Source organism: Nocardia panacis (assembly GCF_003598715.1).
Lineage (GTDB): Bacteria > Actinomycetota > Actinomycetes > Mycobacteriales > Mycobacteriaceae > Nocardia > Nocardia panacis.
Map to the genome: position 1 here is coordinate 55,064 of NZ_QZFU01000028.1, position 24,904 is coordinate 79,967.

Below are 24,904 nucleotides of genomic sequence, written 5' to 3' on the forward strand. Positions count from 1 at the left end.
CGCGCAGCTCCCTGGTTCACGCGGATTCGTGCCGTCCATCTTCCCTCGGACAGAGGTGGTGGCGTCGCCACTCGCGGGGAGTCAGTTCGTGGGCGCGGCGGAACGCGCGGGTGAAGGTGTTGACGTCGTTGAAACCGACGCCGTAGGCGATATCGGTGACCGTGGCCGAGGTTTCGCGCAGCCGCCGCTGTGCCTCACCGAGCCGCAGTTCGCGCAGGTAGGCGGCCGGACTTTCGCCGATGCGCGCGAACTGTAATTCCAGATACCGTCGAGAGACGAAATGCGCACCGGCGACCGCCTCGATATCGAGGCCGGGATCGGTCAGATGCCGCCGCATGTACACGCGCGCGGCCTGCAGCAGCGTCTCACCGCTCAGTGCGGTCGCGCGGTGCCCGCGGCGCAGGGTGGCCGAGAGCAGTTCGATGGTGGTTTCGGCGAGTTGGTCCGCATTGTCGGTAGGGCGCCCGTCCTTCATGATTCCGGCCAGGACGTGCCGCAACACCGTCAAGCCCGCGGCGTCGGATTCGATCAGGCGCGCGGCCGACTCACGGATATCCTTGTCGCGGAGTCGGATTCGCTTGCGCGGCAGCTGGAACACCAATTCGCTCATCGCGGAGTCGAAACGAAGTTCATACGGTCGGCCGGTGTCGGAGAAGACGGCGGTATTCGCGGTCAGCCGCGCCGTGCGCCCGGCCTGCTCGAACCACCCCGTGCCGGTGAGGTGGATCGTCAACAGCAGATCGTCGCGCTGGTCGGCGGCGATGAGCGCGGCGTCCCGCCATACCGAGGCCGGAGTCGCGGCCACCCTGGTGATCCCGATATCGGCGAAGCGCACCTGCTCGATCGCGCATCGGAAGGATTCGTCGACATGTACCCGCGTCGGTAGGAAAGTGTCGCTGGCAATTCGCGACCACTTCTCGATCATCTCGGCCTGGAGCGTTTTCATGGCGAGACAGTGGTAACCCATGGTCGTCGCCGAATCAACCGCTGTGTTCGCAAAATGTCGAAATTCGTGCGCTCGATGTCGAGGCCCGGCCGAACCGGGGCCATAACATATGACGCGTCCAGAATCTCGAAGCGTCACCGAGGAACACATGCGGACATCGACCGTGCGAGCGGCCGTCGTCCAGGCCGAGCCGAAGTGGCTCGACCTGACGGCCTGCATCAACCAAGTTATCGAACTGGTGGCCGAAGCCGCCGCGAACGGCGCCGAAATCGTGGCGTTCCCAGAAGCTTTCATCCCCGGATATCCCGCGTGGATCTGGCTCGACTCACCGGCTTGGGCCATGCGGATGGTTCCGACCTATACCGCCAATTCGATGACCCGCGACGGCGCGGAGATGGCCGCCCTCGCGGCAGCCGCCCGTGAGTACGGGATCGTCATCGTGTCCGGATTCAGCGAACGCGCGGGCGGTAGCCTCTACCTGTCGCAGGCCGTTGTCCTTCCCGACGGCACCGTCCACGTGCGGCGCAAGCTCAAACCCACCCATGTCGAGCGTTCGGTGTACGGCGAGGGCGACGGCAGCGATCTCGCCGTATACGACACCCCCTTGGGCAGGGTCGGCGCGCTCAACTGCTGGGAGCACCTTCAACCGTTGACCAAATTCGCGATGTTCAGCCAGGGCGAGCAGATCCACGTCGCCTCCTGGCCCAGCTTCTCGCTGTATCGCGGTGCCGCGCAGGCACTCGGCGCCGAGGTCAACAACGCCGCGAGCATGATGTACGCCGTCGAAGGTCAGAGCTTCGTGCTCGCACCGTGCGGCGTCATCGGCCGAACCGCCCACGACCTGTTCTGCGATACCGAACTCAAGAAGCAACTCCTGGTCCAAGGCGGCGGGTTCGCCCGCATCTACGGTCCCGACGGCAGTTCACTCGCCGAACCGCTCGCCGAAACCGAGGAGGGCATCCTGTACGCCGATCTCGACTTCACACACATCACGGTCGCCAAATCGATCGCTGACCCGGTGGGCCACTATGCTCGGCCCGACGTGCTCCAACTCGTCTTCAATCAGGTCCCGGCACCACTGGTGCGGCATCAGCCCCTTCCCGCCGAACCAATACCCACGAAAGCCACAGAAAAGGACCTGACATGAGCCACCCCAAGGGATTCGCCAACGTCGTCTACCCCGCGACAGATCTCGACGCGAGCGTCGCGGCCTTCACCGCCCTGCTCGGCGCGGGACCGACCTTCCAGGGTCCGGACTTCGCCGCCTTCGACGGCGGCATCACCCTCTCGTCCAAGCCGTGGGTGAACCACCCACTGGTCTTCTGGACCGTCGACAACCTCGTCGAAACCCACGCCGCGATGGTCGCCGCCGGTGCGGCGCCGCTCGGCGAGATCGCCGACGGATCCCTCGCCGAGATCGGCACCGCCGAGATCACCCACGGTGACCCGGCCACCGGCATCGTCGACATGCCCGGCAGTCGACTTGCCGTCCTGCGCGCCGCCGACGGCAACCTCATCGCACTGAATGAGTCGGTTCCGATGAGCTGGTAGCGCAACGGGATTCCGGTCAGCCCACAGCCGTGAGATGCATGAACGAGACCGCGAAGCGCCCGGATTCGGGAACCATGCACAAAAGGGTGTCACCGGGTGAGATCATGCCGTCGTTGAGCATCTCGTCGAGGATCACGAAAATGGATGCGCTGCCGATATTTCCGACTCTGCTCAGGTTGCTGTACCACATCTCGGGGCGCCCGGCCCAGATGCCGCGGCTGTCGAGTTCGTCGAGCACCATGGTCTTCATGCGCTCGCTCGAATAGTGGGCGGGGAACCACGTCACCTGCTGGGGATCGAATTTCCCCAACCATCCCGACGGGCTGGCCCGCCGGATCCGCAATATCTCCGAATGGGGCGGCCATCTACTGCAACAGGTGAACCACCGCGCCGAGCGCACCCACGACCACCGTCACCTCGAACTCGCCACCGAAATCGCCGGATACCTCGGCGAACCCGACACCCTCACCCCTCGCACCGGACCGGTGATCACCCTCGAAATCGATGTCGACGGCACCCCGCTCTGATTCTTCAACACCTCCGCGACCCTGAGCACCGCCACCGACGCCGCCCTGGAAGGGCTGCATCTCGAGACATTCCTGCCCGCCGACGACGAAACCAGACGTCTGTTCCATCCGCGATAGGCGCAGTGTCCACGACACGCACAGTGCGGATACCGCACGATCACGTCCGCACGGAGGCGCCCTCCTCGGTTGGCAAATTCTCTTTGGTGCCGGCATGGTGCAATGAGGTCGCGTGGCCGATGCACTGGTTCCGCGACAGCACCACTGATCGGCAGCCCGCCCGAGATCGTTCGACTCGGCGAGGGCAAGGCCCCACTGGCGGAGAGCAGCATGACGGATGACATCGGACACCTGCACCATGTCGGCCACGTCGTCGGCGATATGAGTGCGGCGCTCGCGCTCTACCAGCGGCTCGGCTTTGCGATGCGGCCACCGACCTACCCGGCACTGCCCCCACACGAGGGCGCCGCGCCGGAGCCGTTCGGTGTGGCGAACACCCACGCCGACTTCGCGCGCAACTTCATCGAGCTCGTGACATATGTGCGAGAGGGCGAGGCGCACCGAATCCCCAGCGAGGCAATCGTTGTCCCGCTGCAGGCGCCGGCCGAGGCGCTCCCCTCGCTGAGGCAGAAGATCGCCGCCACCAGCGCGACCGTCGCCGCCTGCCTGGATCGTTTCGAGGGCCTGCACATCCTCATGTTCGCCGCATCCGAGATCGATACCGCCGCCACCCGGCTGAGTCGGGTGGGAGTGCGACACGGTGGCGTGAATTCCGTTCAGCGCCCGGTGGAAACCGATACCGGTAGATCCGTCGAGCTGGTGCGCTACCTGGAGATCGACGGCGCCGCACCGGGTGTGGTGGCAGAAGGGCGGGTCGGGGTCGTCGCGAACCTGGACCGCACGATCCAGCACACACGCGTCCTGTCCCATCCCAACGGCGCGATCGATCTGATCGAAGTGCTGATCTGCGCCGCCGCAGCCGATCTCCCTGCCGTCCAGGCCAGATATACCGACTATCTGGGTCGCCCGCCCCGCATCGACGGACCCCGGCACATCTTCGACCTGGATCATGCCCGGTTGATCCTCGTCGCCGACTCCGACCTCGCCGCACTCCTCCCCGGCGAACATGCCGGTCCACTGCCGGCCCTCGTCGCCTGCACTGTCGCCGTGCGCGATCTCCCCACAACACGAGAACACCTGCAGCGCAATGGCTTCAAAGTCCAAACCACACGTTCCGGCGATCCCTTCGTCCCCGCCGCCGCAGCACTCGGCGCCGCGATCATCTTCCGCGAGACCGCGACATAACCCGTTGACCCAAGAATTGAGACTGTGTCAGCCGATCCGTCGCGCCCCCGCCGCTGCCGTCGCGACGAACGAGCGGGGCGGGGCATAACCGCGGCGCTGGAATCCGTCGGCGACAGTCGCCGCGATGTGGTCTGTCGAGGTCGCCTCGACGAGGGCGATGATGCTGCCACCGAAGCCGCCACCCACCATGCGGGCGCCGTATGCGCCTGCGGCGCACGCGATCTCGACGGCGGTGTCGAGTTCGGCGGTGGAGACTTCGAAGTCGTCGCGCAGCGATGCGTGTGCCGAAGAGAGCGTCGGGCCGATGGTGCGCGGATCACGGCCCGCGCACAGTGCCGCCACGACTTCGAGGACGCGGGCGTTCTCGGTGACGATGTGGCGGGCGCGTCGGTGCAGCAGCGGGTCGGTCAGCCGGTCCAGGTCGGCGACGTCGGTGATGTCACGGAGTAGGGGGACGCCGAGTTCAGCTGCGGCCCTTTCGCATTGGGCGCGTCGCTGAGCGTATTCACCGCCGACCAGTTGGTGCGGTGCGTTGGTGTCGATCACCAGTAAAGCCAGTCCCGTCGACGCCAGATCGAAGGGTACCTGCGCGCTGTCGCCGGTAGCGGCGTCGAGGAACAGTGCGTGGCCCGCTGTGCAACGGAGAGAGGCGGATTGGTCGAGGATGCCGCTGGGAACTCCGACGTATTCGTTCTCGGCAGTGTGCGCGATATCGACCAGTTCCGCATCGCCGATCCAGGGTGCGAACATGTCTCGCAGTGCCACCGCGACACAGCATTCGACCGCCGCCGAGGACGACAACCCGGCGCCGGCGGGTACGGTGCCGTCGAGAGCCAGATCCAGTCCGCCGACGCGATGTCCACGCCGCTGGAACTCGTGCACAACGCCGAGCGGATACCGTGCCCAGCCGGTGATCTCAGCATCGGCGAGGTCCATGAGGGGTGCTGCGATCCAGCCCTGTTCCTGCTGCCGCGATCTCACCCGCACGATCGCGTCCGAGCGTTTGGTCGCGACGCAGGATACGGTGTGCGGCAAGGCGATCGGCAACATGTAGCCGCCGTTGTAGTCGGTGTGCTCGCCGATGATGTTGACCCGGCCGGGCGCGGCCCAGACCCCGGCCGCCGGCTCCGGGCCGCGCTGCTGCCCCCTTGCGGTGTCGGATTCGATGCCGCTCATGCCAACTCCCGTAGTTCGGCCGCGACGGTCTCGGGCAGGGTGTCGCTGATGAAGACGCCCATGCCGGATTCGGACCCGGCGAGGTACTTGAGTTTGTTCCCGCTGCGCCGAAAGGAGAACAGGTGCAGGTTCAGCCACCAGTCTTCACGGGGCAGACCGGTTCGCGGTGTGGGTGGTTGGTTCCATGCCGCGATATAGGGCATCGGGGTGTCGAACCGGCGGGCGAAGCGGCCCAGCACATTCAGATAGAGTTCGGCGAAGGCGGCGCGCTGGGCGTCATCGAGGTCGCAGATGTCGGCGGTCCGGCGGCGCGGCAGGAGCATGAGTTCGTAGGGCCAGCGGGCGAAGGGCGGAACGAACGCGGTCCATTCGGAGTTCTCCGCGACCACTCGAATCCCGGCCGACCGCTCGGATGTCAGCAGATCTCCGAAAAGGTTGCTGCCGTGCGCTTTTCGGTATTCGGTGAGATTGCGAGTGATCGCCTCGGTGCGGGGCGCGACGAAGGGATAGGCGTAGATCTGCCCGTGGGGGTGTGACAGTGTCACCCCGATCTCCTCGCCGTGGTTCTCGAAGCAATACACCTGCGCCACTCCATCGGCGGCCGCCAGTTCTGCGGTGCGGTCGGCCCAGACATCCACGACCAACCGTGCTCGCGCGGGGTCGAGATTGGCGAACGAACTGTTGTGGTCGCTGGTGAAACACACCACCTCGCAATGCCCGAAACCATTGTCCAACAGCGTCATCGGTGACCCCTCCACTGTTTGCGGGAGCTGATCGGGGTGCGTGGACAGGGAGGGGAAGCGGTTGTCGAAGACCGCCACCTCGTAGTCGCTTTCCGGGATCTCGGTCGGGCGTTCGGGGGTGGAGGGGCACAGCGGGCACAGGTCGGCGGGTGGCAGGAAGGTGCGGGTCTGGCGGTGCGAGGCGACCACCACCCACTCGCCGAGCAGTGGATCGAATCGGGTCTGCGAATGCGTGGTGGCGGGTGGCAGATCACGGGTGTCGACCGCCGTACGCGCGGTGGCGACGGCGTCGTAGTACCGGATGGCGCGCCCGTCCGCGAGAGTTCGCCGAGTCCGCCTGAACCCGGCGTTGTTCGCGGACCGGTCGCCGCTGATCGGTGCTTGCGCGTTCACAGTGGTGTCTCCTCCTGGCTCAGGGGTCAGGCCCGGATCTCGTTGAGGTAGTTGTAGATCGTGTAGCGGGTCACATCGAGGCGGCCTGCCAGATGATCGACAGCATCTTTGATCAGGAAAAAACCGGCCTGGTCCAACTCGCGCACGACCGCCGCCTTGTGCGTCTTCTTCATCAAATCAGCCGGGATGCCGACCTTCCCGACAGCCCGATCGACAAGGAAGCGTTGCAGACTGTCGACATCGGCCGCAAACGATTCCATCGGCTGTCCGTCGGTCGTGGTGTGGGCGGCGGTGTCGAGTCTGTTGATGCACAGGCAACCGATCGCCACGCCGTGCGTATCGTGCAGGAACAAGGTCGACGAGCGGATCGGGCGGCCGTCCGGGCCGTGGGTGCGATAGTTCGTCAGATCCTGAGTCGTATTGCGACGCACCAGCGAAAGCAGCAGGTCGGTGATCGGGCCACCGGGACTGCGTCCGGTGACCTCACCCGCGATCGCGATGATCGAATCGGGCAGTTTGCTCAGATCATGCAGCAGCACCTCAGTGCCCGGACCGAGCATGGCGGCCAGGCTGGGCACCGCCGGAATCAGTGCGGTCAGCACATCGTGGGTGGCGGTGGGCGGCGGCGAAGCGGTGCGTGGTCGGCGCAGCGTCCCCAGCGCCGAGCGCAGCAGGTCCGCGGCGGCGGGCGGGGTCGAGGCGTGCGGGGACAATCGCACATGCTCGGGCCGGACCGTCGCGGAGATACCCGCGGCGCTCAGCGCCGCACCCACCGATTCGGCGGAGTGGCCGGGCATGGTGAACGCCAGGATGCCTGCGCGCCGGTCCACCGCGGAGACGATCTCGGCATCGAAACCCGCCAGCACATCGGAGAATTCGCCGATCCGCTCCGCGATCCCGGCCGCGATCGCGGCAGGCCCGGCCTCTTCCACCAACTCCAGCGCCACGGCGAATCCACCGGCGGTGATCGGGCTCAGATGGGTCAGTGACCACGCGCTCGCGCTCTGGTCGGGCGGGTGGATCTCGTCGTCGAACAGTCCCGGATCACGCGCGCCGGACCAGCCCGAGAGCACCGGATCCATCCGCTCCAGAGCGCGGTCCGACAGCACCGCGAACGCGGTGCCCCAACCCGCGCGCAGCCACTTCTGGCCGCCCACCACCAGAATGTCGGCGACCTGCCATGGTTCCTCGGTAACACCGAATCCCTGAATGCCGTCGACGACCAACAGTCGGTCGCCGACCACCTCTCGCAGCGCGGCCAGGTCGGCGCGGTAGCCGGTGCGGAAGTCCACCGCGCTCACACTCACCGCGGTGATGTCGTCGGTGAGTCCGGCCTCGATCGCCTCCGGTGTCGCGTACCCGCCGGGCAGTCGTCGCACCACCCGGCGGCCTGCCTGCTCGGCACGCGCCCACGGGTAGGTGTTCGCCGGGAACTCCGACGCCGAAACCAGCACCTCACCACCGAAATTGAAGGCCGCCTGGAACAACCCGAGGCTGGTGTTCGGCAGCAGGACAGTGTGATCGGTGTCGGTTCCACACAGTCGTGCCACTGCGGCTCGCGCTCGAATCTCTTGCCGCAGTAGTTGATCCACCGTATCCGGACCGGCCGTGGTGGACTCGTGCAGCAGGTTCGCGGTGGTCTCGAGCACCGCGTGCGAGGGCGGTCCGAAGCGCGCGAAATCGAGGTAGCCCGCGGACTCGCCGAACTGCAACAGATAACGCGGCGAAATCCGCGTGGCCGGGTTCACTGTAGGATCCTGGCGAGAAACTGTTGCGTGCGTTCATGTTTCGGCGCGCGCAGCACCTGCGCGGGCGGCCCAGTTTCCAGCACCGCACCATCGGCGAGGAACACCACCTCGTCCGCCGCCTCGGCGGCGAAGCTCATTTCGTGAGTCACGACAACCATTGTCATTCCCTCTTCCGCCAGCGTTTTCATCACCTCCAGCACCTCGCCCACCAATTCGGGATCCAGCGCCGAGGTCGGTTCGTCGAACAGCAGTAGCTTGGGCCGCATGGCCAGCGCCCGCGCGATCGCCACCCGCTGCTGCTGCCCGCCCGAGAGCTGCGCCGGGTAGGCGTCGCGGCGCGGGCCGAGACCGACTCGGTCGAGCAGCTCCAAGCCCTGGCGAACCGCGGTCGCGGAGTCGATCCCCAACACCCGGACCGGTCCCTCGATCACATTCTCGAGCGCCGTGCGGTGGGCGAACAGATTGAAGCGCTGAAACACCATGCCGATATCGCGGCGCTGGCGGGAGACCTCGCGCTCGCGCAGCTCGTGCAGTTTGCCGTTGCGCAGTCGGAAGCCGATCGGCTCACCATCGACCCAGATCTGGCCGCCGTCAATGCTTTCCAAGTGGTTGATGCACCGCAGGAACGTGCTCTTGCCCGCGCCGGAGGGTCCGAGCAGGCAGACCACCTGCCCCTTGTGGACCTCCAGATCTATTCCACTGAGAATCTCATTGTGGCCGTAGCTCTTTCGCACGTTCACCGCACGCAACAGTGGGTCAGACACGGGTCCTCCGCTTCATCGGCACGCCACGCAGCGCCTTGGCGGCCCGTGCCATGCCCCCCGATCGGTCTGCGCCGAAGGCGCGTTCGAGCTGATGCTGGCCCAGCCCGGCAATGGTGACCACGACCATGTACCACCCTGCCGCGGCCAACAGGGTCTCCATGACGAGCAGATTGCTGGAGGAGATGTTGTTGGCCGCGTGGATCAATTCGGTCACGCCGATCACCGAGGCCATCGACGTGCCCTTGAGCATATTGACGAAGTCATTGCCGGTAGGCGGGATGATCATGCGCATGGCCTGCGGCAACACGATCCGGCGCAGCGTCGTCACCGGAGTCATGCCGATCGCCTTCGCCGCCTCGGTCTGCCCGAGGTCGACGCTGTTGAGCCCGGCGCGCACGATCTCGGCCATATAGGCGCTCTCATTGAGCGCCAAACCCAGGAAGGCCGCGGTGAACGCGCTGATCACGGTATTGGTCTGTGCGTGCAGCAGCAACGGGATCTCGATCACCGGGAAGACCAGCGCCAAGTTGTACCAGAGCAGGATCTGCAACAGCACCGGCAGACCGCGGAACAACCAGATGTAGCCGCCCGCGAACCATCGCGCCACCGGGTTCGCACTGCGCCGCAGCAGGGCGACGACAATGCCGAGCACGATCGACACGCCCTGCGAAAATACCGCCAGCACAATGGTATTGACCAACCCGGTAAGCATCACCTGATACCAGAGGAACTCCGGCACCCGTGGCCATTCGATCCGGGCATTGGCCAGCGCGACACCCAGCAGCACCAGCATGGCGAGGATGACCCCGCCCGCGATCCAACGCCCCCAATGCCGCAGCCGAACAATCGGCAGCTCAGTTTCCGCCATTGACGACGGCCTCCTTGATCGCTCCCTTCTCGACGCCCCACGCGTGCAGGATCTTGCCGTAGGTGCCATCGGCGATCAGTCCGTTGACGGCCTTCTGCAAGGTCTCGGTCAGTGCCCGATTCTGTTTGGCGACACCGATGCCGAAGGGGCCGCCGTCGATCGGCTCGCCCGGCACGACGTCGAAGAACTTGCCCGCGCCCGCGGTGCGCGAGACATAGACGGCAGTCGGCAGATCATTGACGATCGCCTGAACTCGGCCGGTGCGCAGCTGAGTCTGGTTCTGGTTGTCGCTCTCGGTCTCGGTAATGGTGATCGCGGATTTGCCCGCCCGTGTGCAATTGCCGCTCTGCGCGGCGACGAACTTCTGCTGGCTGGTGGCCTGCACCACCGCGACCGCCTTGCCGCACAACGCATCCGGCCCGCTGATGGCATCCGGATCGCCCTTGCGGATCATGATCGCGATACCCGAGGTGAAGTAGTCGACGAAGTCGATCTGCTCCTGACGCACCTTGGTATCGCTCATCGCCGCCATCGTCGCGTCGACCCGACCGGACTGAAGACTGGTGATGAGCGATCCGAACGCCATGTCCTGATGCTCCACACCCACACCGAGTTTCGCGGCGATCGCCTTGGACAGATCAACCTCGTAGCCGACCGGCGTCTTGCCGTCCGCGGCGTAGAAGTTATTGGGCGCGGACTGGACATAGGAAGCCAGGTGCAGTGTGCCCGCCTGTGTGATCGAGGCAGGCAGCGCGGCATTCAGCTGTGGGTCCTTGGCCACCGCCGAAATAATCGAGGTCGTGTCGGGAATGGGGGAGTTCGCTGCCTCGGACGTGCCTGAGCCGCTGGTCGATTCACCGGCGCAGGCGACCAGACAGCCGGCGAGGGCGCCCACCAGTGCGAGGGGCAGGGCGTGGGTTCGCGACATTGCGGACCTCCGTTCTCTTGTGTGGCAGCGAACGTACTCCCAGTTGTTGAAGAGTTCAACAGGGAGTTGAATTTTGCTCTCAGCTGGTGAGACACGCGTATCCGCGAAGAACCGGCGCGGGTCTGTACCTCCTTCGTGAAGGTCGTATCCGGTGATCTCATCGCCACGCTCGTCCATGGTGCGTTGCTGGGGCAGATGGTTCAGGCGCGAGCGCCGCCTCATCAGTGGCGATCCGGTTATCAGCATCTGGCCCTGGGCTGCGGCTAGTGCCCCGGTCGCGGATGTGGTACGACTACCCGCCGGCCAGGTCCAGCGCACCGAACAGGTGTCGCACACCCCGGGTGCGGTTGTACAGCAGTGTGTCAACCAACGCGGTCACGCGGTCGGCCCGCGCAGCCGCCGCCTCGTAGCGCGTCGGATGACGACGCGATCGGATGGAGTAGGTGAATTCGAGACGACCCGCTAGCATCCCGATCGTCGGATTGCGGTCAATGGCCTCGAGATAGCGGATGTGCCGTGACTGCAACAGGTTTCGTACCGATCCGGGGGTCGCTGACGACAACTCGTCCGTATCGTTCGACCGTGACGGAGATAGTCGCGTTTCCGACCGACGAGAAGCTCTCATACGACGCCGTCAAGCGCCCGATGGGCAGCCGCCGAGCAGAAACTACGCAGCGTTGCTGCATTGTGGGCATGTTCGATGCGGCGCCGTGCTCTGGGCTTCGGTGCGCGCCTGCTCGCCCGAGTCGGCATCCGCCCTACGAGGGCTCGCAACGGAGACGCTGACCGTGCCTTCGCCGCAAGTCAAGAAGCATCCGCCCCACACGCGCGGATAGTGGCCGGCTTTGGGCAATTCGTAGCTGATCAAGGCGAGTCGCAGCCGGCGTGCCCAGGCGGGACGGGGCCAGACTCGTCTCCGTGAGGACGCGCTCTCCAGGTATGGACCCTGTCGTCGTTCGTGGTTCGCTCGGTTGTGGCGCCGAGCGCCGGACCTATACCGTCGTTCGTTCGCGGTGGGTCGCGGAGGCGGCACCGTTGGTGCTTGTCCTGCACGGTTTTCGCGATACGGCGGACTCGATTCGGCGGTACTCGGGTGGTTCGTTCGACGCCCTCACGACGGCCGGTGCCATGGTGGTGTATCCGAATGGTGTCGCGCGGGAGTGGAATTCGGCGCGGCGGGCGGTGATGTTGTCGCGGCGCGTCAAACGGGTCGATGATGTCGGGTTCCTGCGGGAGCTGATCCGTCATCTCGTGTCGGAGTTGGCGGTGGATGTAGGTCGTGTGTTCGTTGTGGGGTTCTCGCTCGGTGGGCAGATGGCTATCCGGTTGGTGTGTGACGCACCGGGTCTGGTGGCCGGGGCGGCGTTGATTTCGAGCACGCTTCCCGCGCCCGGTAACCGTGCCTTCAACGAGAGTCGGTCGGCGGGCGTGCCGATCCTGGCCTTCCACGGCACCGCCGATCCGCTGGCACCCTGGGGCGGAGGCACGGTCGGATTTCGCTGTTCACCAACGCAACGAAGGGTCTTGTTCGGCAAAGGGCCGCACCTGTCGGCTCCGGACACGTTGCGTTGGTTCGCTGTTCGTAACGGCATCGAGTCCCCACCGACGTTCGCGTGGATCAGGACCGCTCGTGGGTGGGTGGGGCGCACCGATTATCGAGAGGAGGGCTGTGCGCCGGTGACCGGTTACACGATCGTCGGGGGCCGCCACGAGATCCCGGGTCCGCGCCCCCGCCTGCTGCGGCCCGACGCGACGGTCGGCGGTGGGTTGGTGGCCGCCTCGGTGGTATCGGACTATTTCGGGTTGGGCAAATGACCCATATCGCTTGAGCCGGATGGAATTCGCGGTCGATCGACATGCCGCTGTCTCCTGCGGCGGTCGCTTCGAAAGTGCATCGCGAACGGGACTTTGTCGATAGGACTCGAAGATCGCCGATTACCGGTGGGAGCCGTTATCCGAGTTGCTTACAACCTGATGGCTACGATCGGATTCGAGGTGGCATCGTCAACGGATGTGGCCCGTGTCGGGAGTGGCCGATGAAGTCGCTGTAGAGGGAACCATTCTCGGTGACACGGATCGCGGGGCAGCCCGTGTGATCGGACAGCACCAGATACGGGCCGGTCGACCATTCGCAACCCGATCCCCGCCGAAACCGCATCCACTCGCAGATTGTGGGAAGTCCTGGTCTTGTCCCGGTAGGTCCGCAACCAGCCGCCCTGCTGGAACACCAGCAGCTTCTCCGCGATCCAGGGATGACGCCAATATTTCGGCGAGGTTGGTCACTGGACCCTGCCCGATCCACACGATCGGGTCGGTCACCGACTCCGCCAACGCCATGCCCGCGTCCACATAGTCGCGCGACGGATCCGCGACCCGGGCGATCAGATCCGGCCGATGGATGTGTTCCTGGCCAGTCGGGTTTCGACGTTGATCGTTCACGGTGATCGGGATGGGGCGGTGTCGTATCCCATTGCCGCTGAGGCGGCTGTCGACTCTGTTGCATACGGTTGTCGGGTTCGATTCGTGGGAGCGGAGGACGAAGCGATCATGGTGACCGTCGACTGGCTGGTCGACCAGGCGGGCGCCGCGTCATGAATCCGGCGGATCTGCGTGGGGAGGTGCAGTTCGGCGAGGGGGTGGTTGTGGGCGAGCACTGTGTGCTGGGGTGCCCGAAGGAGGCACGGATCCGTGAGGCCCGGCGCGGTGGCTCGTCGCTCCATGCGTCACGCCGCAGCCGTCCGCGCCGAATACGCGCGATATTTGACCCTATCGCTCACCCCGGCTGACTGAAGTCAGCACGGATCGTTCTCATCACGACACTTCGAGTCCCGGATTCAGTGCGATCTCCTCGAACTGCGCCAACGGCAGAAGCTCGGCGGGTGCGTCGGCGAAGGAGATTGCGACCTGTGTCCCGGACGGGTGGGTGACGGTGACCGTGCGGTCGGTTCGCGGCGTGGACGCCGGTGCCGCACTTCGCACTTCGCGGGTCTCGACCAGAGTCCCGTCGGGCAGCCGCCGCCTCGCGCCGCCGTAGGAGGATGTATCGGACTCCTGCGGCAGGGGTTGCTCGGTGCTGATCACGATGGCCAACCGTGATTGCAGGCCGGGCGTGGATACGTGAACCGCCTGGCACACGCCGCGGCCCCTCTCACCTTGCAGCAGCGCCCCCAATGGCCGGTCCAGGGGCACACCGTCAAGCGGGATCTGCGCCAGCACCGCATTCCATCGACGAGCCAGGGCCTGATCGATCACCGCGCCGGTTTTCGAGAAGCGAAGGCAGACCTCGGGCGGGCTCGACGTTCCGGGCGGAACCGGCGCGCTGATGCGTAGTTCGGGATCGGTCACGAGCGCGACGAGTTCATCGATGGCCAAGGGGACGACTCGGATACGGCCGCTGCCATCAGCGGCTTGATCAGTGGTCTTCGCGTGAACGACGGATCCGTCGGGCAGATAAGCGGTGGCGTCGCGGGTAAGGGTGCGAACCCCCTCGATCTCATACCAGGTGTAATCGGTATCGACGATCGCGCCATCGGGAAGGTGGCGTCGTTCGTCGAGTTCGCCTGCGACACACGGCGGAATCGGCTTGGTGGCCTGCCGCACGTACACCGACAGCGCGCCCTCTCGGTCACCGCGCAGCAGCGTGGCGTTCGCGCTGGTCCAACATGCCCCAGATCATCGCCCACCGATCCTGCGGCCGAGCCGGAAGAGTGAGATCCGCAGTGTCGCGTTCGCTGTCCAAGAACGCACCCGCCGTACCGGACCAAACCCCGTCGGCCTCTCCCACGACAAGGAGCTGCCGCCCCGGTTGCCGGTAGCGTTCGATGCGCGCTTCCCACTCTGCGGCGCTCAAGCCGGCCGCGTCGTCGTAGGTCTCGAGAAAGGCTTCCGGCGCATCGCGCAGGGCCTTGAGCCGAAGCGCGCGAAGGCGCTTACCGTCCCCGGGCATCGCCCTGCGGATGGACCGCATCATGGTGCGCCTCCTCTTCGGCCCGGCATTTCGAGGCTTGTTCGGTGGTAACTGGTCAGGTTATGCGGGCATCCATGGTCGGCCCTCGGCGAGCATGACGAGGACTTCGAGGAATTGGTGGCCGTGTTTGGCGGCGGTGGATAGGTAGCTGCGGATGGCACAGAACTGTTCGGCTCCGGTGAGGGTGCGCAGGCAGCCGGAGACCTTCTGCCTATTTTGATCATGCGGATGTCGCGTTCGGAGCCGTTGTTGTCCGGCGGGATCCGGGTGTCGGTGGTGAAACGCAGGTAGTCGTCTTGCCGCTCGAGCAGCCTGCGGGCGAGCGCGTTGTGTTTTCACATGACTTTCGTGGAGCGCGCGCTGGTTTCGGCGACACCGATGCGGGCCGCGTCGCGGTAGAGCCGGATCTGTTCGTCGAGGGCGTCGGCGTCCAGGATCGGGGTGGTGGCGGGGCTGCCCACCGGGTCCACGTCCGGAGCGCCGCCGCAGCGACTTCGGCGCGGGTTTGGCCGGCCCCGTCGGCCGAGGGCGGCTTCGACGAGTTCCGCGAGTTGGTTCCCACCCGTCGCCGCGAGATAGTTAAGAACGCACTGAGCAGGCAGGGTCTGTGGTCAGAAGAGTGCGCATTCGTACTGGGCCAGAATTTTCTTTGGACCATCGAGAAGCACGCTAGTAGAGCATTGCACGGTGACACCCGGAAAACTTCGAACAGGAAGAAATGGGATGCTTCAGAAATACTGCAGCAGCAATGCTCTCTCGCTGGCATGGATTGACCACAGTCGCTGCCCGGCGCCTATCGTGGGAGCTGCAACTGCTCCGCGTTCTAGATAGACACTCAGACACTATTATTCCGAGTGGAATCGTCGACTCGACGGCGCGCACACTCGATCAGTACGACTTGCGATATAATCCCCAGCTCGTCACCGGCGAGCTTCTATCCGCACGCTATCTATTCGGTGGGATGATCGCGGGACACCACCTTACGAGCAGCAACTTAGAAAATGCTTATGCACATATCGTTCAAAGTCCCTTGGCGGGAGCCCCTCTGGACTACGATTCAGGACCAGCACTGATCAACCACCTGACCCGGCTAGCCACGAAAGATGTATAGCGTTGACAGACGCCTACAATCCTGCCGACTATCATCGCCTGTTTGTCTCGTATACAGTCAGCCTATTCGGGTCACTTCTCGCTAGCGGAGTGGTTGCTTGGATAGCAATGACCCGAGTGCATGTTCATGGGACGAGCATGGGGCTCTTGCTTGGTGCCGCCAGCGCGACCGCGGCGGTCGTTGCGTTTACAGTAGGTTCAAAGGTAGACCGGTGGAGAAAACGGCTCGTACTCCTGCGGCTAGATATTCTCTGCGCAGTGGCAGTGCTTTCTCTTGCTATAGCAATGCGGGTCGGGCATATGTCCCTTTTGCACTTGTGGCTCGTAGACTCGATAGAATTGTCGTCCGCAATTTTGGTCACGAGCGCAACAGCACCTCTCCTCAAAGTAGTGGCTGCTGACCGGCTCGATTGGGCGAACGGTCGCCAAGAAGCGGTCTTTTGGACAGCCCAGCTGGCAGGTCCTCCTCTAGGTGGCTTCATAACCTCCGCCATCGGACCCGAGTGGACGTTGCTCGGAAACTCGCTCTCGTTTTGCCTTTCAGCGGTTTCTATCGCACAGATCAGAACAGCATGCGAACCCTCATCCCCGCCGAAATCCTCGAATTCGGTTATGGTGCTGCTCGGGCTCAAGACGATCTGGGCAAACCGCCCACTTCAACTCTTGTATATAAACGCCCAGCTCTTCGGTGTACCGCAACTCGCTATTTCGCCGGTCCTCGCACTGTTCTTGGTGCAAGAACTGGGATTGAGTGCTTGGCAGTACGGCTTGGTTCTCGGCTTACCGTGCGCGGGTGGAGTACTAGCCGGACTATTGACCAGGCGCATCCTGAACTCTGTCCCTCGCAAGTGGCTATTGAAAACTGCAGGTGTTGGGCGCTGCCTCTGGCTACTCCCCATCGCGGCAGTCCCTGCCGGACCCCATGTAATGCTGTCGGTCCTATGCCTTGAAACCGCTACCGTATTCAGTGCTGGCATCTTCAATCCCGCCTTCGCGACTACCCGAATCCGAATAGCCCCGGCTGACCGCCTGAGTGCGGTAGTTTCAAGCTGGGGTGCATCGACGCGAATGTTTCAACCTGTCGGCACCTTCGCAGGTGGCGCGTTAATGGATGTCATAGGCGCCCGATCCGTATTCGCCATTGCAGGAATCTTGTGCCTTATGAGCATGATCCCACTGATGATGATCAAAAATGACGAAATCGACACAATTGATACACCACACGTGGTCACGAAAGGCACTCCGACGTAGCGGCGAGAACTACGCTGCTCGCTGATGACCATCGGAGTGCCTTGGTCCACACCGGCGGAGCGAGCTCGTCATAGGTCGGCCGGGACACGAAACACAGCCTGCCCCACCATCATCCGACAACCCGAACGACACACCCCGCGACACACCTGACCAGTTACGTTCGGTGAAGACATCGAACAATGCGTCGATTCCGCTTGTGCCCTGAGTATCCGAATAGGGATCGCATCGACGGCTCGCGTGGCCGAGGCGGAGCACTGTGGGTAGAGGACTCAGTTCGCGCGCAAGATCCGCCTCCAGACTGTGGTCGAGCACAAGCCGGGAGGTTCAGGAAACGGATTGTCCACGGCCGCGAGTATGACGGCACCCGGTGACATTCACCGAGGGTGATTCTCGATCCGGCTCGATGGCGCTCAGCTCGAGATCGACGAGTGGCCGATGATTCCCCCTACCTGGAGATCGAGGCGAAGTCGCGGGAAGACTTCGTACGGATCGCAGAACTCCTCGGATACACCGAAGCCGTGCTGACCGGGGAGAACACCGTCAAGGTCAACGCCAGGCACGGCATCGATTTGATGGCACTGGACCGAACCGGCTTCGGCGACGGCCAGAGCTGGGCGCCAACGAGATCGAGAAGTGGAGATAGCTTCGTTGAACAGCACAGATCGCGGCGCCAGGCTCAACCCGTGCGCCTCGCTGGTCGACTCGCGAATCACCGTTTGCGGGCACTCGATCGAGCTGGTGTAGTGGTCGGCAGCCGGCCCGGAGAACTTGGGAGATAGCGTGCTCGAGATCGGTGTATCCGATGAGTTCGGAGCCTTGGGGGCTGCTGCAGGATCGGGTGACAGTGGTTAAGCAGCCTGTCGGGCTGCTGGGGTCGTGATGGTTTCGAATTCGATCGGGGTCAACCGGCCGAGGCGGGCTTGTCGGCGTCGGCGGTGGTAGGTGCGTTCGATCCAGGTGACGATCGCGATCCGAAGCTGCTCGCGGGTGTCCCATCGCTGCCGGTCCAACACGTTGCGCTGCAGCAGGCTGAAGAAGCTTTCCATAGCGGCGTTGTCACCGGCCGCACCGACGCGCCCCATGGATCCGGCCATGCGATGGCGGTTGAGTGCGTGAACGAATCGTCTCGAGCGAAACTGACTTCCGCGGTCGGTATGTAGAACGCAACCGGCCACGTCACCGCGTCGGGCGACGGCATTGTTCACCGCGGTCACCGCCAGTCGGGACTTCATCCGTGAATCGATCGAATAGCCGATGATCCGATTGGAGAAGACGTCCTTGACCGCACACAGATACAGCTTTCCTTCACCAGTCCAATGTTCGGTAATATCGCTGAGCCACAGACGATTTGGTGCGTCGGCATGGAAGTTTCGCCGCACCGGATCGTCATGCACGGGCGGGCCCGGTCTGCCGTTCTTGCCGCGCCGGGGCTTGCCGAACACGCTCCACCACTGATTGCTCGAGCAGATCCGCCACGCGGTCCGCTCGGCCATCGTTTCACCGGCTTCGCGGGCCTCGTCGAGGAGGAATCGATATCCGAATTCGGGATCGTCGCGGTGCGCATCGAACAACGCGTTGGCCCGATACGCCTCGGTTTCCTCGCCGACGGTCACCGGATCGGCCGGCCACCGATAGTAGGGCTGGCGAGCGAGCTGCAGCACCCGACACGTCACCGCCACGGGAATCCCTTCGGCGGCAAGCTTTTTCACGAGCGGGTAGAGCCTTTTCCCTGGATCTGAGCCTGAGAAAGATACGCCGCCGCGCGCCGCAGGACCTCGTTCTCCTGCTCCAGCAACCGGATTCGGCGGCGGGCATCGCGCAACTCGGCCGACTCGCTGCGCGTGGTGCCGGGCTTGTTCCCGTCGTCGACGTCGGACTGGCGCATCCATTTCGACAACGTCATCGGATGAACCCCGAAATCGGCCGCGATCTGCTCCAGCGTGACCCCCTCGTCACGGTTTCGGGCGACCCGCACGACATCGTCACGGAACTCTTTCGGATACGGCTTGGGCACTGCGACATCCTCTCAGGCCGACCTGTCGGCAAGCCATCTCAGTTGTCACCTATCCCTGCAGCAGCCCCCTCGCAACTTCTGACAGACGTCGTTTATCGGTGGTTTCCTTGCTCTGTTGCAGTGTGAAGCGTGTGCCGGTGACGGGGATGTCCGGCGTGGGAAAGTCATCGCTGCTCGACCGTCTGTCCCGTGCGGGACGTCCGTTCCCAGAGGTGACGGGACACGCTGGGATTGTCGGTAGTCCCTGCTTCGATGAGGGGGTGATGAAGGTTGAGTTGGCGGCGGTGCGGGGTGATTTCGAGGCACATATCACCGTTGGGTCGGCCGATCCTGGGACGGCGGCAGCGTTGGAACGGTATGCGGCGCACCATGATATGAAATTCACGCACATCGTGTTGCTGCGCGGACGAACGCCTGATCAGCCGATGCTGACCGTGCGTCGATCCGGCACTGCCAGGGCGGTGCGCGATTGGATCGACACGGTGGTTACGGGGCTGTCAGAGGCCGGTTTCGAGGTGACGCGAGTGAAGCTCGAGGCGACGCCGTGGGCCGAGGGCGTCCCCGGCACAGACAACGAGGCCGCGGTCCTGGGGCCGCAGTACTACTTCGAACATCACCTCAAACTATTGCTGCCCGCCGACGCGGTACCCGAACAGCTGGCCGAAGCGGTCACCGGCCACCGAGCGCACGTGTCCGCGAATGCGCGACGGGTCCGGCCGGACGGCCGGACTGAGCGGTTCGTCACCCAGCGCTGCCGGGGGGTGGGCAACCGGACCGCTGAGGCCCGGCTGGCGGATCTGCTGGCGGTGTTGCCGGATTACCGAATACTGTCCGTCGAGCGGGAATTCGTGGTAATCGACACGAACGAGTCGGTCGACGAGGGCTGGATCGCTGAGTCGGCGCTGCCGCTATGACCGCGCCCCTGCCCTGGTATTTCACCGAGTCCGAGGACGGTGCCGACTGGGTGGCCGCCCGGCGGGAGGCGATCGATCATGTGCTGGCCGCGATCGCGGAGTCGCCGTGGTCGCCGCGTCTGGTGCTGCGTGGCAGCATGTTGGCCAAGGCGTGGTTCGGGGCGTGGGCGCGGGAGCCCGGCGACCTGGACTTCGTCGTGCACCACAGGCGGCAGCGCCCCGACGAGCCATCGGCGGAGGAGATGTTCGACGATCTCGTCTCCGATGCTGTGGCGATGTCCCGTCGTCCGGGCAGTACGGTCTTCATCGATCGCCGGATGTGGCGCGGCGAGATCGGTGAAGATTACCGCTACGGCGGCCTGGAAGGCACCCGGTTGATCCTGTCCTGGCACGGGCATGGACGGGTGGGCACCGTGCAGATCGATTTCGCATTCGACGAGCCCCTGCACGATCCGCCGGAACTGACACCGATCCCGCGGTCGAGCCTGCCTGGCCCGCCGATGATGCTGCTGGCCGTGACCGCACGGCAGTCGCTGGCGTGGAAGATCGCCTGGCTCGTCGCCGACGCCCGGAGCCACTTCAACCTCGAGGCGGACGAGGAGGATCACGACGCCGGCAAGCCTGGTCCACTGGGCAAGGATCTCTACGATGCCGTCCTGCTGGCGGAACGGTGCCGGCTACCCGGCAATCTTCTGGACGAGGCTTTGCGGTCCTGCCACCTTCCCGCTCTTTTTGCCCTCGGCGCCCCGCTGGACGCGATCATCCCGGTCGCCAACGATGTCGACTGGCATGCCTTCGCCGGCGAGCACCCGCTTCTCAGCGGCGCGCACGAGCAGTTCGTTTGGCGACTCGTGGTCGCGCTGGCGCCGACGTTCGAGTCCGGCCCGAGCCGGCTCCTGCCGCTGCTGACCGAGCACTGCCGCCACGAACTGCCCGCCCTGCGCGAAGTACTTTCATGCGACGGCATGACCGGCCTCGCCCGATGGTTCGCCGACTCGCGTCATTCGGTCGCCGAACGCATCGTGCTGGTCTGCGAACTCTTCGGTGCGAGTTGCTCGATGAGCCAAGCTGCGGATCTGGTGGCGCGGCTGCCGGCCGACCGGATCCCGGGCGGCCACGCCGATCCGCGCCAAATTGCGCGATGTCTGGCCCGGCAGCCCTGAGTTGGCGGAGCTGCAACCCTGGAAGTCATGCGCAGTCCCCGATTCTCGCGTTCCAACTCCACGGTGGGGATCACTCGGTGATCTGAAATTGCGGGTGAGACGGACTTCCTGGAAGCTTTCGTACTCGCGTTCGCGCTCCAGGTCGATCAGCAGCGCCTTGAACTTCTCGGCACTCAACGTCGACACCAGCGCCTGTTCGTAGAGGTCCGGTTCGCGCTCTTTGACCAGGTCGCCGCTGATACGGCGGCTCTTGACCCCGACCTTCCAGCTCGCCACTTCCTCGATGCCGCTGGCGGTGCCGATTGCGAGTTTGAGTTCGCTCTCCACTCGTGCGCGCGTCGCGGCGGCCTCGTCGTATTCCTGCTTGGCGCGAATCTCCTCGTCGTGCAGTTTGATCCATTGACCGCGCAACGCGCGGGTCGTCTGGTCGCTGGGCAGGACAGCCGGATCCGGTTGCAGGGCTTCGAGTTCGGCGGCACGCAGCAGTTTGGGCAACTCGTCGATGACCCAGGCGCGGGCCGCCGAGAACAGTCCCGTGGCTTCGGGTTCGGTGAGGTGGTAGATCTCGGTACCGCCCTCGGTGCTGCGCCGGTGTCCCCACCGGTCCTTGATGTATTTCTCGAGGGCCTTGTATTCGTCTGTTTCGATGGCGCCGAACACGGTCAGCCGTTCCGAGCACGAGGTTTGCGCTGATGAGCGGCGTTTCTCCGGTGTCGTCGTGGTCTGGCCGATCTTGTACTGTTCCAGTTTGCCGAGACGAAATGCGTAGACGTATCCCATGACTGTGAATCCCTTTGTGCCGGTATGGTTCCAGTGCTGTCCGCAACTGAACTGCTTACGGATGGTCGCACGCCCGACCGACAGACGGAATAGCTATCACCGCAGGTAGAGTGGTCGGTTTCCTTTTGGCGATGAGTGTCTCCACCCGGAATCGCTGCGCACCAATGTTTTCCGTCCCCCCCCTGTAGCCGGGCCGCCACGGCAGTTGTTCGAGCGCCGCCGCCACCGACAAGGTGCGCTGCCTCGGCTTCACGCCATCCGCGAGGCCAAAGTCCCAGACGATGCGCGGCCCGGCCGACGATCGATCTGGCGATGACCGACGGCGGCCCCGCATCACAGCGCCGCCTCGCGTTGTCCGATCGCGGGATCGAGGCTATCCGGAAACTTGTCGCCTATGGCATCGAGTCCGATGACGATCTGATCATCCCGTCACCTCGCGGCAAGGGCTGGAACCCGAGCAACTTCCGTGGGACATGGCGCGACGTACGGGGAACCAGCTTCACCGACATCACCCCCACCCAGATCAGGCACCGTGTCGGCACCGACGTCCGCAAGGCCGCCGGGATCGGTGCCGCAGCCGCCCAGTTGGGCAACTCGGAGGTCGTGGCGAACAAGCACTACGCGGCGCGCGATCGTGAGGTGGATAACAGGACCGCGCTGAGGCGGAAGAGCGCATAGCTACCCGTTGCGACCTGTTGTTTTGCGTCGATGGTGGACCCATGATGGACCTTTTGGGCCAGCAAACGTTAAAATGCCCCCGACCTTGCGAACAATTTTCGCTGGTCAGGGGCATTTTCAAAGTGCGCCATCAGGGACTTTGACACATTTTCTCCGCCTACAGCCAGGCTGTAGGGGTTCATGTGGAGGACGGTAGCCCTCGCATCTGCGGCCGGTCAAGCATGCGAGTTGACTCGTCAAAAGTGCGCGCATCGATTCGGTCGTTGCCTCAGATGAGAATGCGCGCGTCGGCGTGCCTGCGGGGCCGGTAGTGGCTGGTCCGGTAGGTCCTGGGCGATGGAGCTGACCTTGAGTCAACGCAAGGCTGTGACGAGGGCGATCGCGACCCGGTATCGGCGGGCGGACAAGGCCGGTAAGGGGCGCATTCTCGACGAGTTGTGCGCGACGACGTGCTGGCATCGCAATCATGCGCGAAAAGCGTTGGCGCAGGCTGTGAAACCGAAGGTGGTGACCCCGCGGACCCCTCGGCCGCCGAAGTACGGTCCGGATGTTGTTGCGGGACTGGTGTTCTGCTGGGCGGTGTTGGGTATGCCGACAGGGAAGCGGTTGGCTCCGACGCTGGGTGACCTGGTGGTGACGTTGCGGCGGTTCGGGGAACTCGAGATCAGTGATGCCGCAGCGGATTCGCTGGTGGGGATGTCGGCGGCGACCATCGACCGCAGGCTGGCGCCGGAACGCAAGCGCCGGGAGCTCAAAGGCCGCTCGCATACCAAGCCGGGGTCGTTGTTGAAGTCGCAGATCCCGGTGCGCAGCTGCGAGAGACGGCAACTGACCTTCACCCGATCACGGCCGGGCCGCAGCAACGACGGCTCCTACGTCGAGCAGAAGAAAAGGCCGCACCCACCATCGCACCCTCGCGCAGACCACACCCACCGCGCGCATTCTCAGCTGCGGCAACGAACCGGCGGATGCGCGCATCTTGACTTGAGCCAACAGGGCATGATCTCGCTGCGCTAATCCCCAGAAGGTTGCAGGTTCAAATCTTGTCACCACTGCTAGGCAATACGGACCGGAACGATCAGCTTGGTGGAGCCACTGCTGTGGGCAGAGTCAGCCGGCGACCATATCATCGTGGTCCTGCTCGAGGCGGGGCAGGAACGGTTCGAGTTCGATTAGCCACGTCTCGCGATTCGTGGCCTGAACGGCGTCACGGGGTTTGACATGTATCGGTCACGGTGGTGCCCTCAGATTGTGGTGGCGATTGTGGTCTTCTCGCGTCAAAGTAAGCCGACCGATGAGGAATATCGCCGACAAAAGGTGGTCCATGATGCCCACGCCCGAGGATCCGAGAGTTTGCCTCGCAGCCGCAGACGCCGACGAGCTCGCCAGGCTTTTGAGATTCATTGACCGATGGCTCGTCGATGCTGGCCCGATTGTGGAGAGGTCGCTGGTCAAGTCGAGCAATACCCTCGACTACATGGTCGATGACCTGCGGGCCGATCTGGCCTGGTTCGTGTGTCAACTCGAAGGTGGCGACCCCGGTGAGCGTCTATGAACAAGCTGTTCACTGGAGGAGACGGCGCAGATGCCGATGCACCCGCCAAATTCACAGAGAGGGTCTGTATCCGTCGCAATGGCGTGGGTGCGGGTGGCCAGGCATTGCGCCAGTTCGGTGATCGGGCAAGGCCCAGCCTGGGATCAGCACAGCTTTCCGAGCCAGCTGTGCTCCGGACTGTGGATGGAAGGGGCGTACTACTGCTGCCTACCGTTCGTAGAGCGATATTGCGCCGTTGTCATCCGTTGGTGCGCGGCAGTGTGATCGGCTCGTTGGCGAGAAGAGGGTGCGGTCATTGCGGCAACTATGAGTAAATTGGAACACCTTGACGGGGTCAGACCATAGGGCGCGGTCTGACCCCGCAGGCGATCTCGTTCTATAGGCAGGCTGCTTCAGTACCGTCCGAAGGCGAGCGCGACATTGTGCCCACCGAACCCGAAGGAATTGTTGATCGCGTAATCGATCTCCTGGCGGCGAGCCTCGCCGTGCACCACATCCAGATCGATCTCCGGATCCTGGTTGTCCA

At 64.4% G+C, this 24,904-nt stretch carries 23 protein-coding genes and 6 pseudogenes; 13 read left to right on the forward strand and 16 right to left on the reverse strand.

Going from position 1 to position 24,904, the window contains the following annotated elements; translation table 11 throughout:
- Window positions 1-16 precede the first annotated feature (16 nt).
- Window positions 17-946, reverse strand: coding sequence for an AraC family transcriptional regulator (locus tag D5S18_RS22500; protein ID WP_158607929.1), 930 nt, complete (start codon window positions 944-946; stop codon window positions 17-19).
- Window positions 947-1,094: 148 nt separating this feature from the next.
- Between D5S18_RS22500 and D5S18_RS22505 the strand changes: the two genes are divergently transcribed.
- Together D5S18_RS22505 and D5S18_RS22510 are read left to right on the forward strand one after the other, a co-directional pair.
- Window positions 1,095-2,093 carry a carbon-nitrogen hydrolase family protein gene (locus tag D5S18_RS22505; protein WP_120043070.1) on the forward strand — a complete coding sequence of 333 codons (999 nt, stop codon included), beginning with the start codon at window positions 1,095-1,097 and terminating at the stop codon, window positions 2,091-2,093.
- Window positions 2,090-2,497 carry a VOC family protein gene (locus tag D5S18_RS22510; RefSeq protein WP_120043071.1) on the forward strand — a complete coding sequence of 136 codons (408 nt, stop codon included), beginning with the start codon at window positions 2,090-2,092 and terminating at the stop codon, window positions 2,495-2,497. The genes D5S18_RS22505 and D5S18_RS22510 overlap by 4 nt, the downstream gene beginning before the upstream one ends.
- A 16-nt stretch (window positions 2,498-2,513) precedes the next feature.
- Here the strand turns inward: D5S18_RS22510 and D5S18_RS22515 are convergent, their stop codons facing one another.
- Window positions 2,514-2,897, reverse strand: coding sequence for a 3-oxoacyl-[acyl-carrier-protein] synthase III C-terminal domain-containing protein (locus tag D5S18_RS22515; RefSeq protein WP_120043072.1), 384 nt, complete (start codon window positions 2,895-2,897; stop codon window positions 2,514-2,516).
- Here D5S18_RS22515 and D5S18_RS35415 point away from each other — a divergent pair.
- Both D5S18_RS35415 and D5S18_RS22525 read left to right on the forward strand, forming a co-directional pair.
- A complete protein-coding gene (locus tag D5S18_RS35415) occupies window positions 2,875-3,024 on the forward strand; it encodes a hypothetical protein (protein WP_203236871.1) in 150 nt (49 codons plus the stop codon). The genes D5S18_RS22515 and D5S18_RS35415 overlap by 23 nt on opposite strands.
- 327 nt (window positions 3,025-3,351) lie before the next feature.
- Window positions 3,352-4,326, forward strand: a complete 975-nt coding sequence (locus D5S18_RS22525) for a VOC family protein (protein ID WP_120043073.1) — start codon at window positions 3,352-3,354, stop codon at window positions 4,324-4,326.
- Between the two features lie 27 nt (window positions 4,327-4,353).
- Here the strand turns inward: D5S18_RS22525 and galK are convergent, their stop codons facing one another.
- Genes galK through D5S18_RS22555 form a run of 6 tightly spaced genes read right to left on the reverse strand, consistent with a single transcriptional unit; the run spans window position 4,354 to window position 11,264 of the window.
- Window positions 4,354-5,502: a galactokinase gene (galK, locus tag D5S18_RS22530; protein WP_120043074.1), complete on the reverse strand. Its 1,149-nt coding sequence runs from the start codon at window positions 5,500-5,502 to the stop codon at window positions 4,354-4,356.
- Entirely contained in the window at window positions 5,499-6,620 is a 1,122-nt protein-coding gene (galT, locus tag D5S18_RS22535) for a galactose-1-phosphate uridylyltransferase (RefSeq protein ID WP_120043099.1), read from the reverse strand. The genes galK and galT overlap by 4 nt, the downstream gene beginning before the upstream one ends.
- Window positions 6,621-6,664: 44 nt before the next feature.
- Window positions 6,665-8,386: an aminotransferase class V-fold PLP-dependent enzyme gene (locus D5S18_RS22540; protein WP_120043075.1), complete on the reverse strand. Its 1,722-nt coding sequence runs from the start codon at window positions 8,384-8,386 to the stop codon at window positions 6,665-6,667.
- Complete coding sequence (locus tag D5S18_RS22545; protein ID WP_120043076.1) at window positions 8,383-9,150, reverse strand: amino acid ABC transporter ATP-binding protein; 768 nt, start codon at window positions 9,148-9,150, stop codon at window positions 8,383-8,385. The genes D5S18_RS22540 and D5S18_RS22545 overlap by 4 nt, the downstream gene beginning before the upstream one ends.
- On the reverse strand, window positions 9,143-10,018 hold the full coding sequence (locus D5S18_RS22550) for an amino acid ABC transporter permease (protein ID WP_120043077.1): 876 nt from the start codon (window positions 10,016-10,018) through the stop codon (window positions 9,143-9,145). Before D5S18_RS22550 ends, D5S18_RS22545 begins: the two co-directional genes overlap by 8 nt.
- Window positions 10,005-11,264: an ABC transporter substrate-binding protein gene (locus D5S18_RS22555; RefSeq protein ID WP_239003942.1), complete on the reverse strand. Its 1,260-nt coding sequence runs from the start codon at window positions 11,262-11,264 to the stop codon at window positions 10,005-10,007. Before D5S18_RS22555 ends, D5S18_RS22550 begins: the two co-directional genes overlap by 14 nt.
- A gap of 621 nt (window positions 11,265-11,885) precedes the next feature.
- Between D5S18_RS22555 and D5S18_RS22565 the strand changes: the two genes are divergently transcribed.
- Together D5S18_RS22565 and D5S18_RS22570 are read left to right on the forward strand one after the other, a co-directional pair.
- Window positions 11,886-12,761, forward strand: a complete 876-nt coding sequence (locus tag D5S18_RS22565; RefSeq protein WP_120043080.1) for a CE1 family esterase — start codon at window positions 11,886-11,888, stop codon at window positions 12,759-12,761.
- A 579-nt stretch (window positions 12,762-13,340) separates the two neighbouring features.
- Window positions 13,341-13,541, forward strand: coding sequence for a hypothetical protein (locus D5S18_RS22570; RefSeq protein WP_120043081.1), 201 nt, complete (start codon window positions 13,341-13,343; stop codon window positions 13,539-13,541).
- A 216-nt stretch (window positions 13,542-13,757) separates the two neighbouring features.
- Here D5S18_RS22570 and D5S18_RS22580 read toward each other — a convergent pair whose 3' ends face one another.
- The 5 genes and pseudogenes from D5S18_RS22580 to D5S18_RS35850 all read right to left on the reverse strand — a co-directional run.
- On the reverse strand, window positions 13,758-14,318 hold the full coding sequence (locus D5S18_RS22580; protein ID WP_147404085.1) for a hypothetical protein: 561 nt from the start codon (window positions 14,316-14,318) through the stop codon (window positions 13,758-13,760).
- A gap of 253 nt (window positions 14,319-14,571) precedes the next feature.
- Entirely contained in the window at window positions 14,572-14,916 is a 345-nt protein-coding gene (locus D5S18_RS22585; protein ID WP_120043083.1) for a hypothetical protein, read from the reverse strand.
- Window positions 14,913-15,227, reverse strand: a pseudogene (locus tag D5S18_RS36435) (IS66 family transposase); the annotation flags it as partial. The gene D5S18_RS22585 and the pseudogene D5S18_RS36435, both read right to left, overlap by 4 nt.
- 21 nt (window positions 15,228-15,248) lie before the next feature.
- Entirely contained in the window at window positions 15,249-15,374 is a 126-nt protein-coding gene (locus D5S18_RS36150) for a hypothetical protein (RefSeq protein ID WP_282434872.1), read from the reverse strand.
- Window positions 15,358-15,478 (reverse strand): annotated as a pseudogene (locus D5S18_RS35850) (DUF6444 domain-containing protein); the annotation flags it as partial. The pseudogene D5S18_RS35850 and the gene D5S18_RS36150, both read right to left, overlap by 17 nt.
- 548 nt (window positions 15,479-16,026) lie before the next feature.
- Here D5S18_RS35850 and D5S18_RS22595 point away from each other — a divergent pair.
- Window positions 16,027-17,274: an MFS transporter gene (locus D5S18_RS22595; RefSeq protein ID WP_158607931.1), complete on the forward strand. Its 1,248-nt coding sequence runs from the start codon at window positions 16,027-16,029 to the stop codon at window positions 17,272-17,274.
- Between the two features lie 428 nt (window positions 17,275-17,702).
- A complete protein-coding gene (locus D5S18_RS35420; RefSeq protein WP_203236872.1) occupies window positions 17,703-18,053 on the forward strand; it encodes a hypothetical protein in 351 nt (116 codons plus the stop codon).
- Between the two features lie 69 nt (window positions 18,054-18,122).
- On the opposite strand, the pseudogene D5S18_RS22605 reads toward D5S18_RS35420, so the two are convergent.
- A pseudogene (locus D5S18_RS22605) lies at window positions 18,123-19,288 on the reverse strand (IS3 family transposase).
- Window positions 19,289-19,551: 263 nt separating this feature from the next.
- On the opposite strand from D5S18_RS22605, the gene D5S18_RS22610 reads away from it, so the two are divergent.
- Entirely contained in the window at window positions 19,552-20,202 is a 651-nt protein-coding gene (locus tag D5S18_RS22610; RefSeq protein ID WP_120043085.1) for a hypothetical protein, read from the forward strand.
- Complete coding sequence (locus D5S18_RS22615; protein ID WP_120043086.1) at window positions 20,199-21,365, forward strand: nucleotidyl transferase AbiEii/AbiGii toxin family protein; 1,167 nt, start codon at window positions 20,199-20,201, stop codon at window positions 21,363-21,365. The genes D5S18_RS22610 and D5S18_RS22615 overlap by 4 nt, the downstream gene beginning before the upstream one ends.
- A gap of 558 nt (window positions 21,366-21,923) precedes the next feature.
- On the opposite strand, the pseudogene D5S18_RS35855 reads toward D5S18_RS22615, so the two are convergent.
- Window positions 21,924-22,145 (reverse strand): annotated as a pseudogene (locus D5S18_RS35855) (GIY-YIG nuclease family protein); the annotation flags it as partial.
- Window positions 22,146-22,457: 312 nt separating this feature from the next.
- Between D5S18_RS35855 and D5S18_RS22625 the strand changes: the two are divergent.
- The 3 genes and pseudogenes from D5S18_RS22625 (at window position 22,458) to D5S18_RS22635 (ending at window position 24,378) form a co-directional block, all read left to right on the forward strand.
- A complete protein-coding gene (locus D5S18_RS22625; protein ID WP_120043088.1) occupies window positions 22,458-22,823 on the forward strand; it encodes a hypothetical protein in 366 nt (121 codons plus the stop codon).
- 336 nt (window positions 22,824-23,159) lie between these two features.
- Window positions 23,160-23,636: pseudogene (locus D5S18_RS22630) on the forward strand (integrase); the annotation flags it as partial.
- Between the two features lie 514 nt (window positions 23,637-24,150).
- Window positions 24,151-24,378, forward strand: coding sequence for a hypothetical protein (locus tag D5S18_RS22635; protein ID WP_147404087.1), 228 nt, complete (start codon window positions 24,151-24,153; stop codon window positions 24,376-24,378).
- Window positions 24,379-24,770: 392 nt separating this feature from the next.
- Here D5S18_RS22635 and D5S18_RS35860 read toward each other — a convergent pair.
- Window positions 24,771-24,904: pseudogene (locus D5S18_RS35860) on the reverse strand (beta-ketoacyl-ACP synthase); the annotation flags it as partial.

Bases quoted from the DNA above. Each gene is read 5' to 3' on its own strand.
- D5S18_RS22615 (WP_120043086.1), top strand. From the start codon at position 20,199: ATGACCGCGCCCCTGCCCTGGTATTTCACCGAGTCCGAGGACGGTGCC.
- D5S18_RS22505 (WP_120043070.1), top strand. From the start codon at position 1,095: ATGCGGACATCGACCGTGCGAGCGGCCGTCGTCCAGGCCGAGCCGAAG.
- D5S18_RS22565 (WP_120043080.1), top strand. From the start codon at position 11,886: ATGGACCCTGTCGTCGTTCGTGGTTCGCTCGGTTGTGGCGCCGAGCGC.
- D5S18_RS22510 (WP_120043071.1), top strand. From the start codon at position 2,090: ATGAGCCACCCCAAGGGATTCGCCAACGTCGTCTACCCCGCGACAGAT.
- D5S18_RS22625 (WP_120043088.1), top strand. From the start codon at position 22,458: ATGACCGACGGCGGCCCCGCATCACAGCGCCGCCTCGCGTTGTCCGAT.
- D5S18_RS22610 (WP_120043085.1), top strand. From the start codon at position 19,552: ATGAAGGTTGAGTTGGCGGCGGTGCGGGGTGATTTCGAGGCACATATC.
- D5S18_RS22635 (WP_147404087.1), top strand. From the start codon at position 24,151: ATGCCCACGCCCGAGGATCCGAGAGTTTGCCTCGCAGCCGCAGACGCC.
- D5S18_RS22500 (WP_158607929.1), bottom strand. From the start codon at position 946: ATGAAAACGCTCCAGGCCGAGATGATCGAGAAGTGGTCGCGAATTGCC.
- D5S18_RS22525 (WP_120043073.1), top strand. From the start codon at position 3,352: ATGACGGATGACATCGGACACCTGCACCATGTCGGCCACGTCGTCGGC.
- D5S18_RS22570 (WP_120043081.1), top strand. From the start codon at position 13,341: ATGGATGTGTTCCTGGCCAGTCGGGTTTCGACGTTGATCGTTCACGGT.
- D5S18_RS22585 (WP_120043083.1), bottom strand. From the start codon at position 14,916: ATGATGCGGTCCATCCGCAGGGCGATGCCCGGGGACGGTAAGCGCCTT.
- galK (WP_120043074.1), bottom strand. From the start codon at position 5,502: ATGAGCGGCATCGAATCCGACACCGCAAGGGGGCAGCAGCGCGGCCCG.
- D5S18_RS22550 (WP_120043077.1), bottom strand. From the start codon at position 10,018: ATGGCGGAAACTGAGCTGCCGATTGTTCGGCTGCGGCATTGGGGGCGT.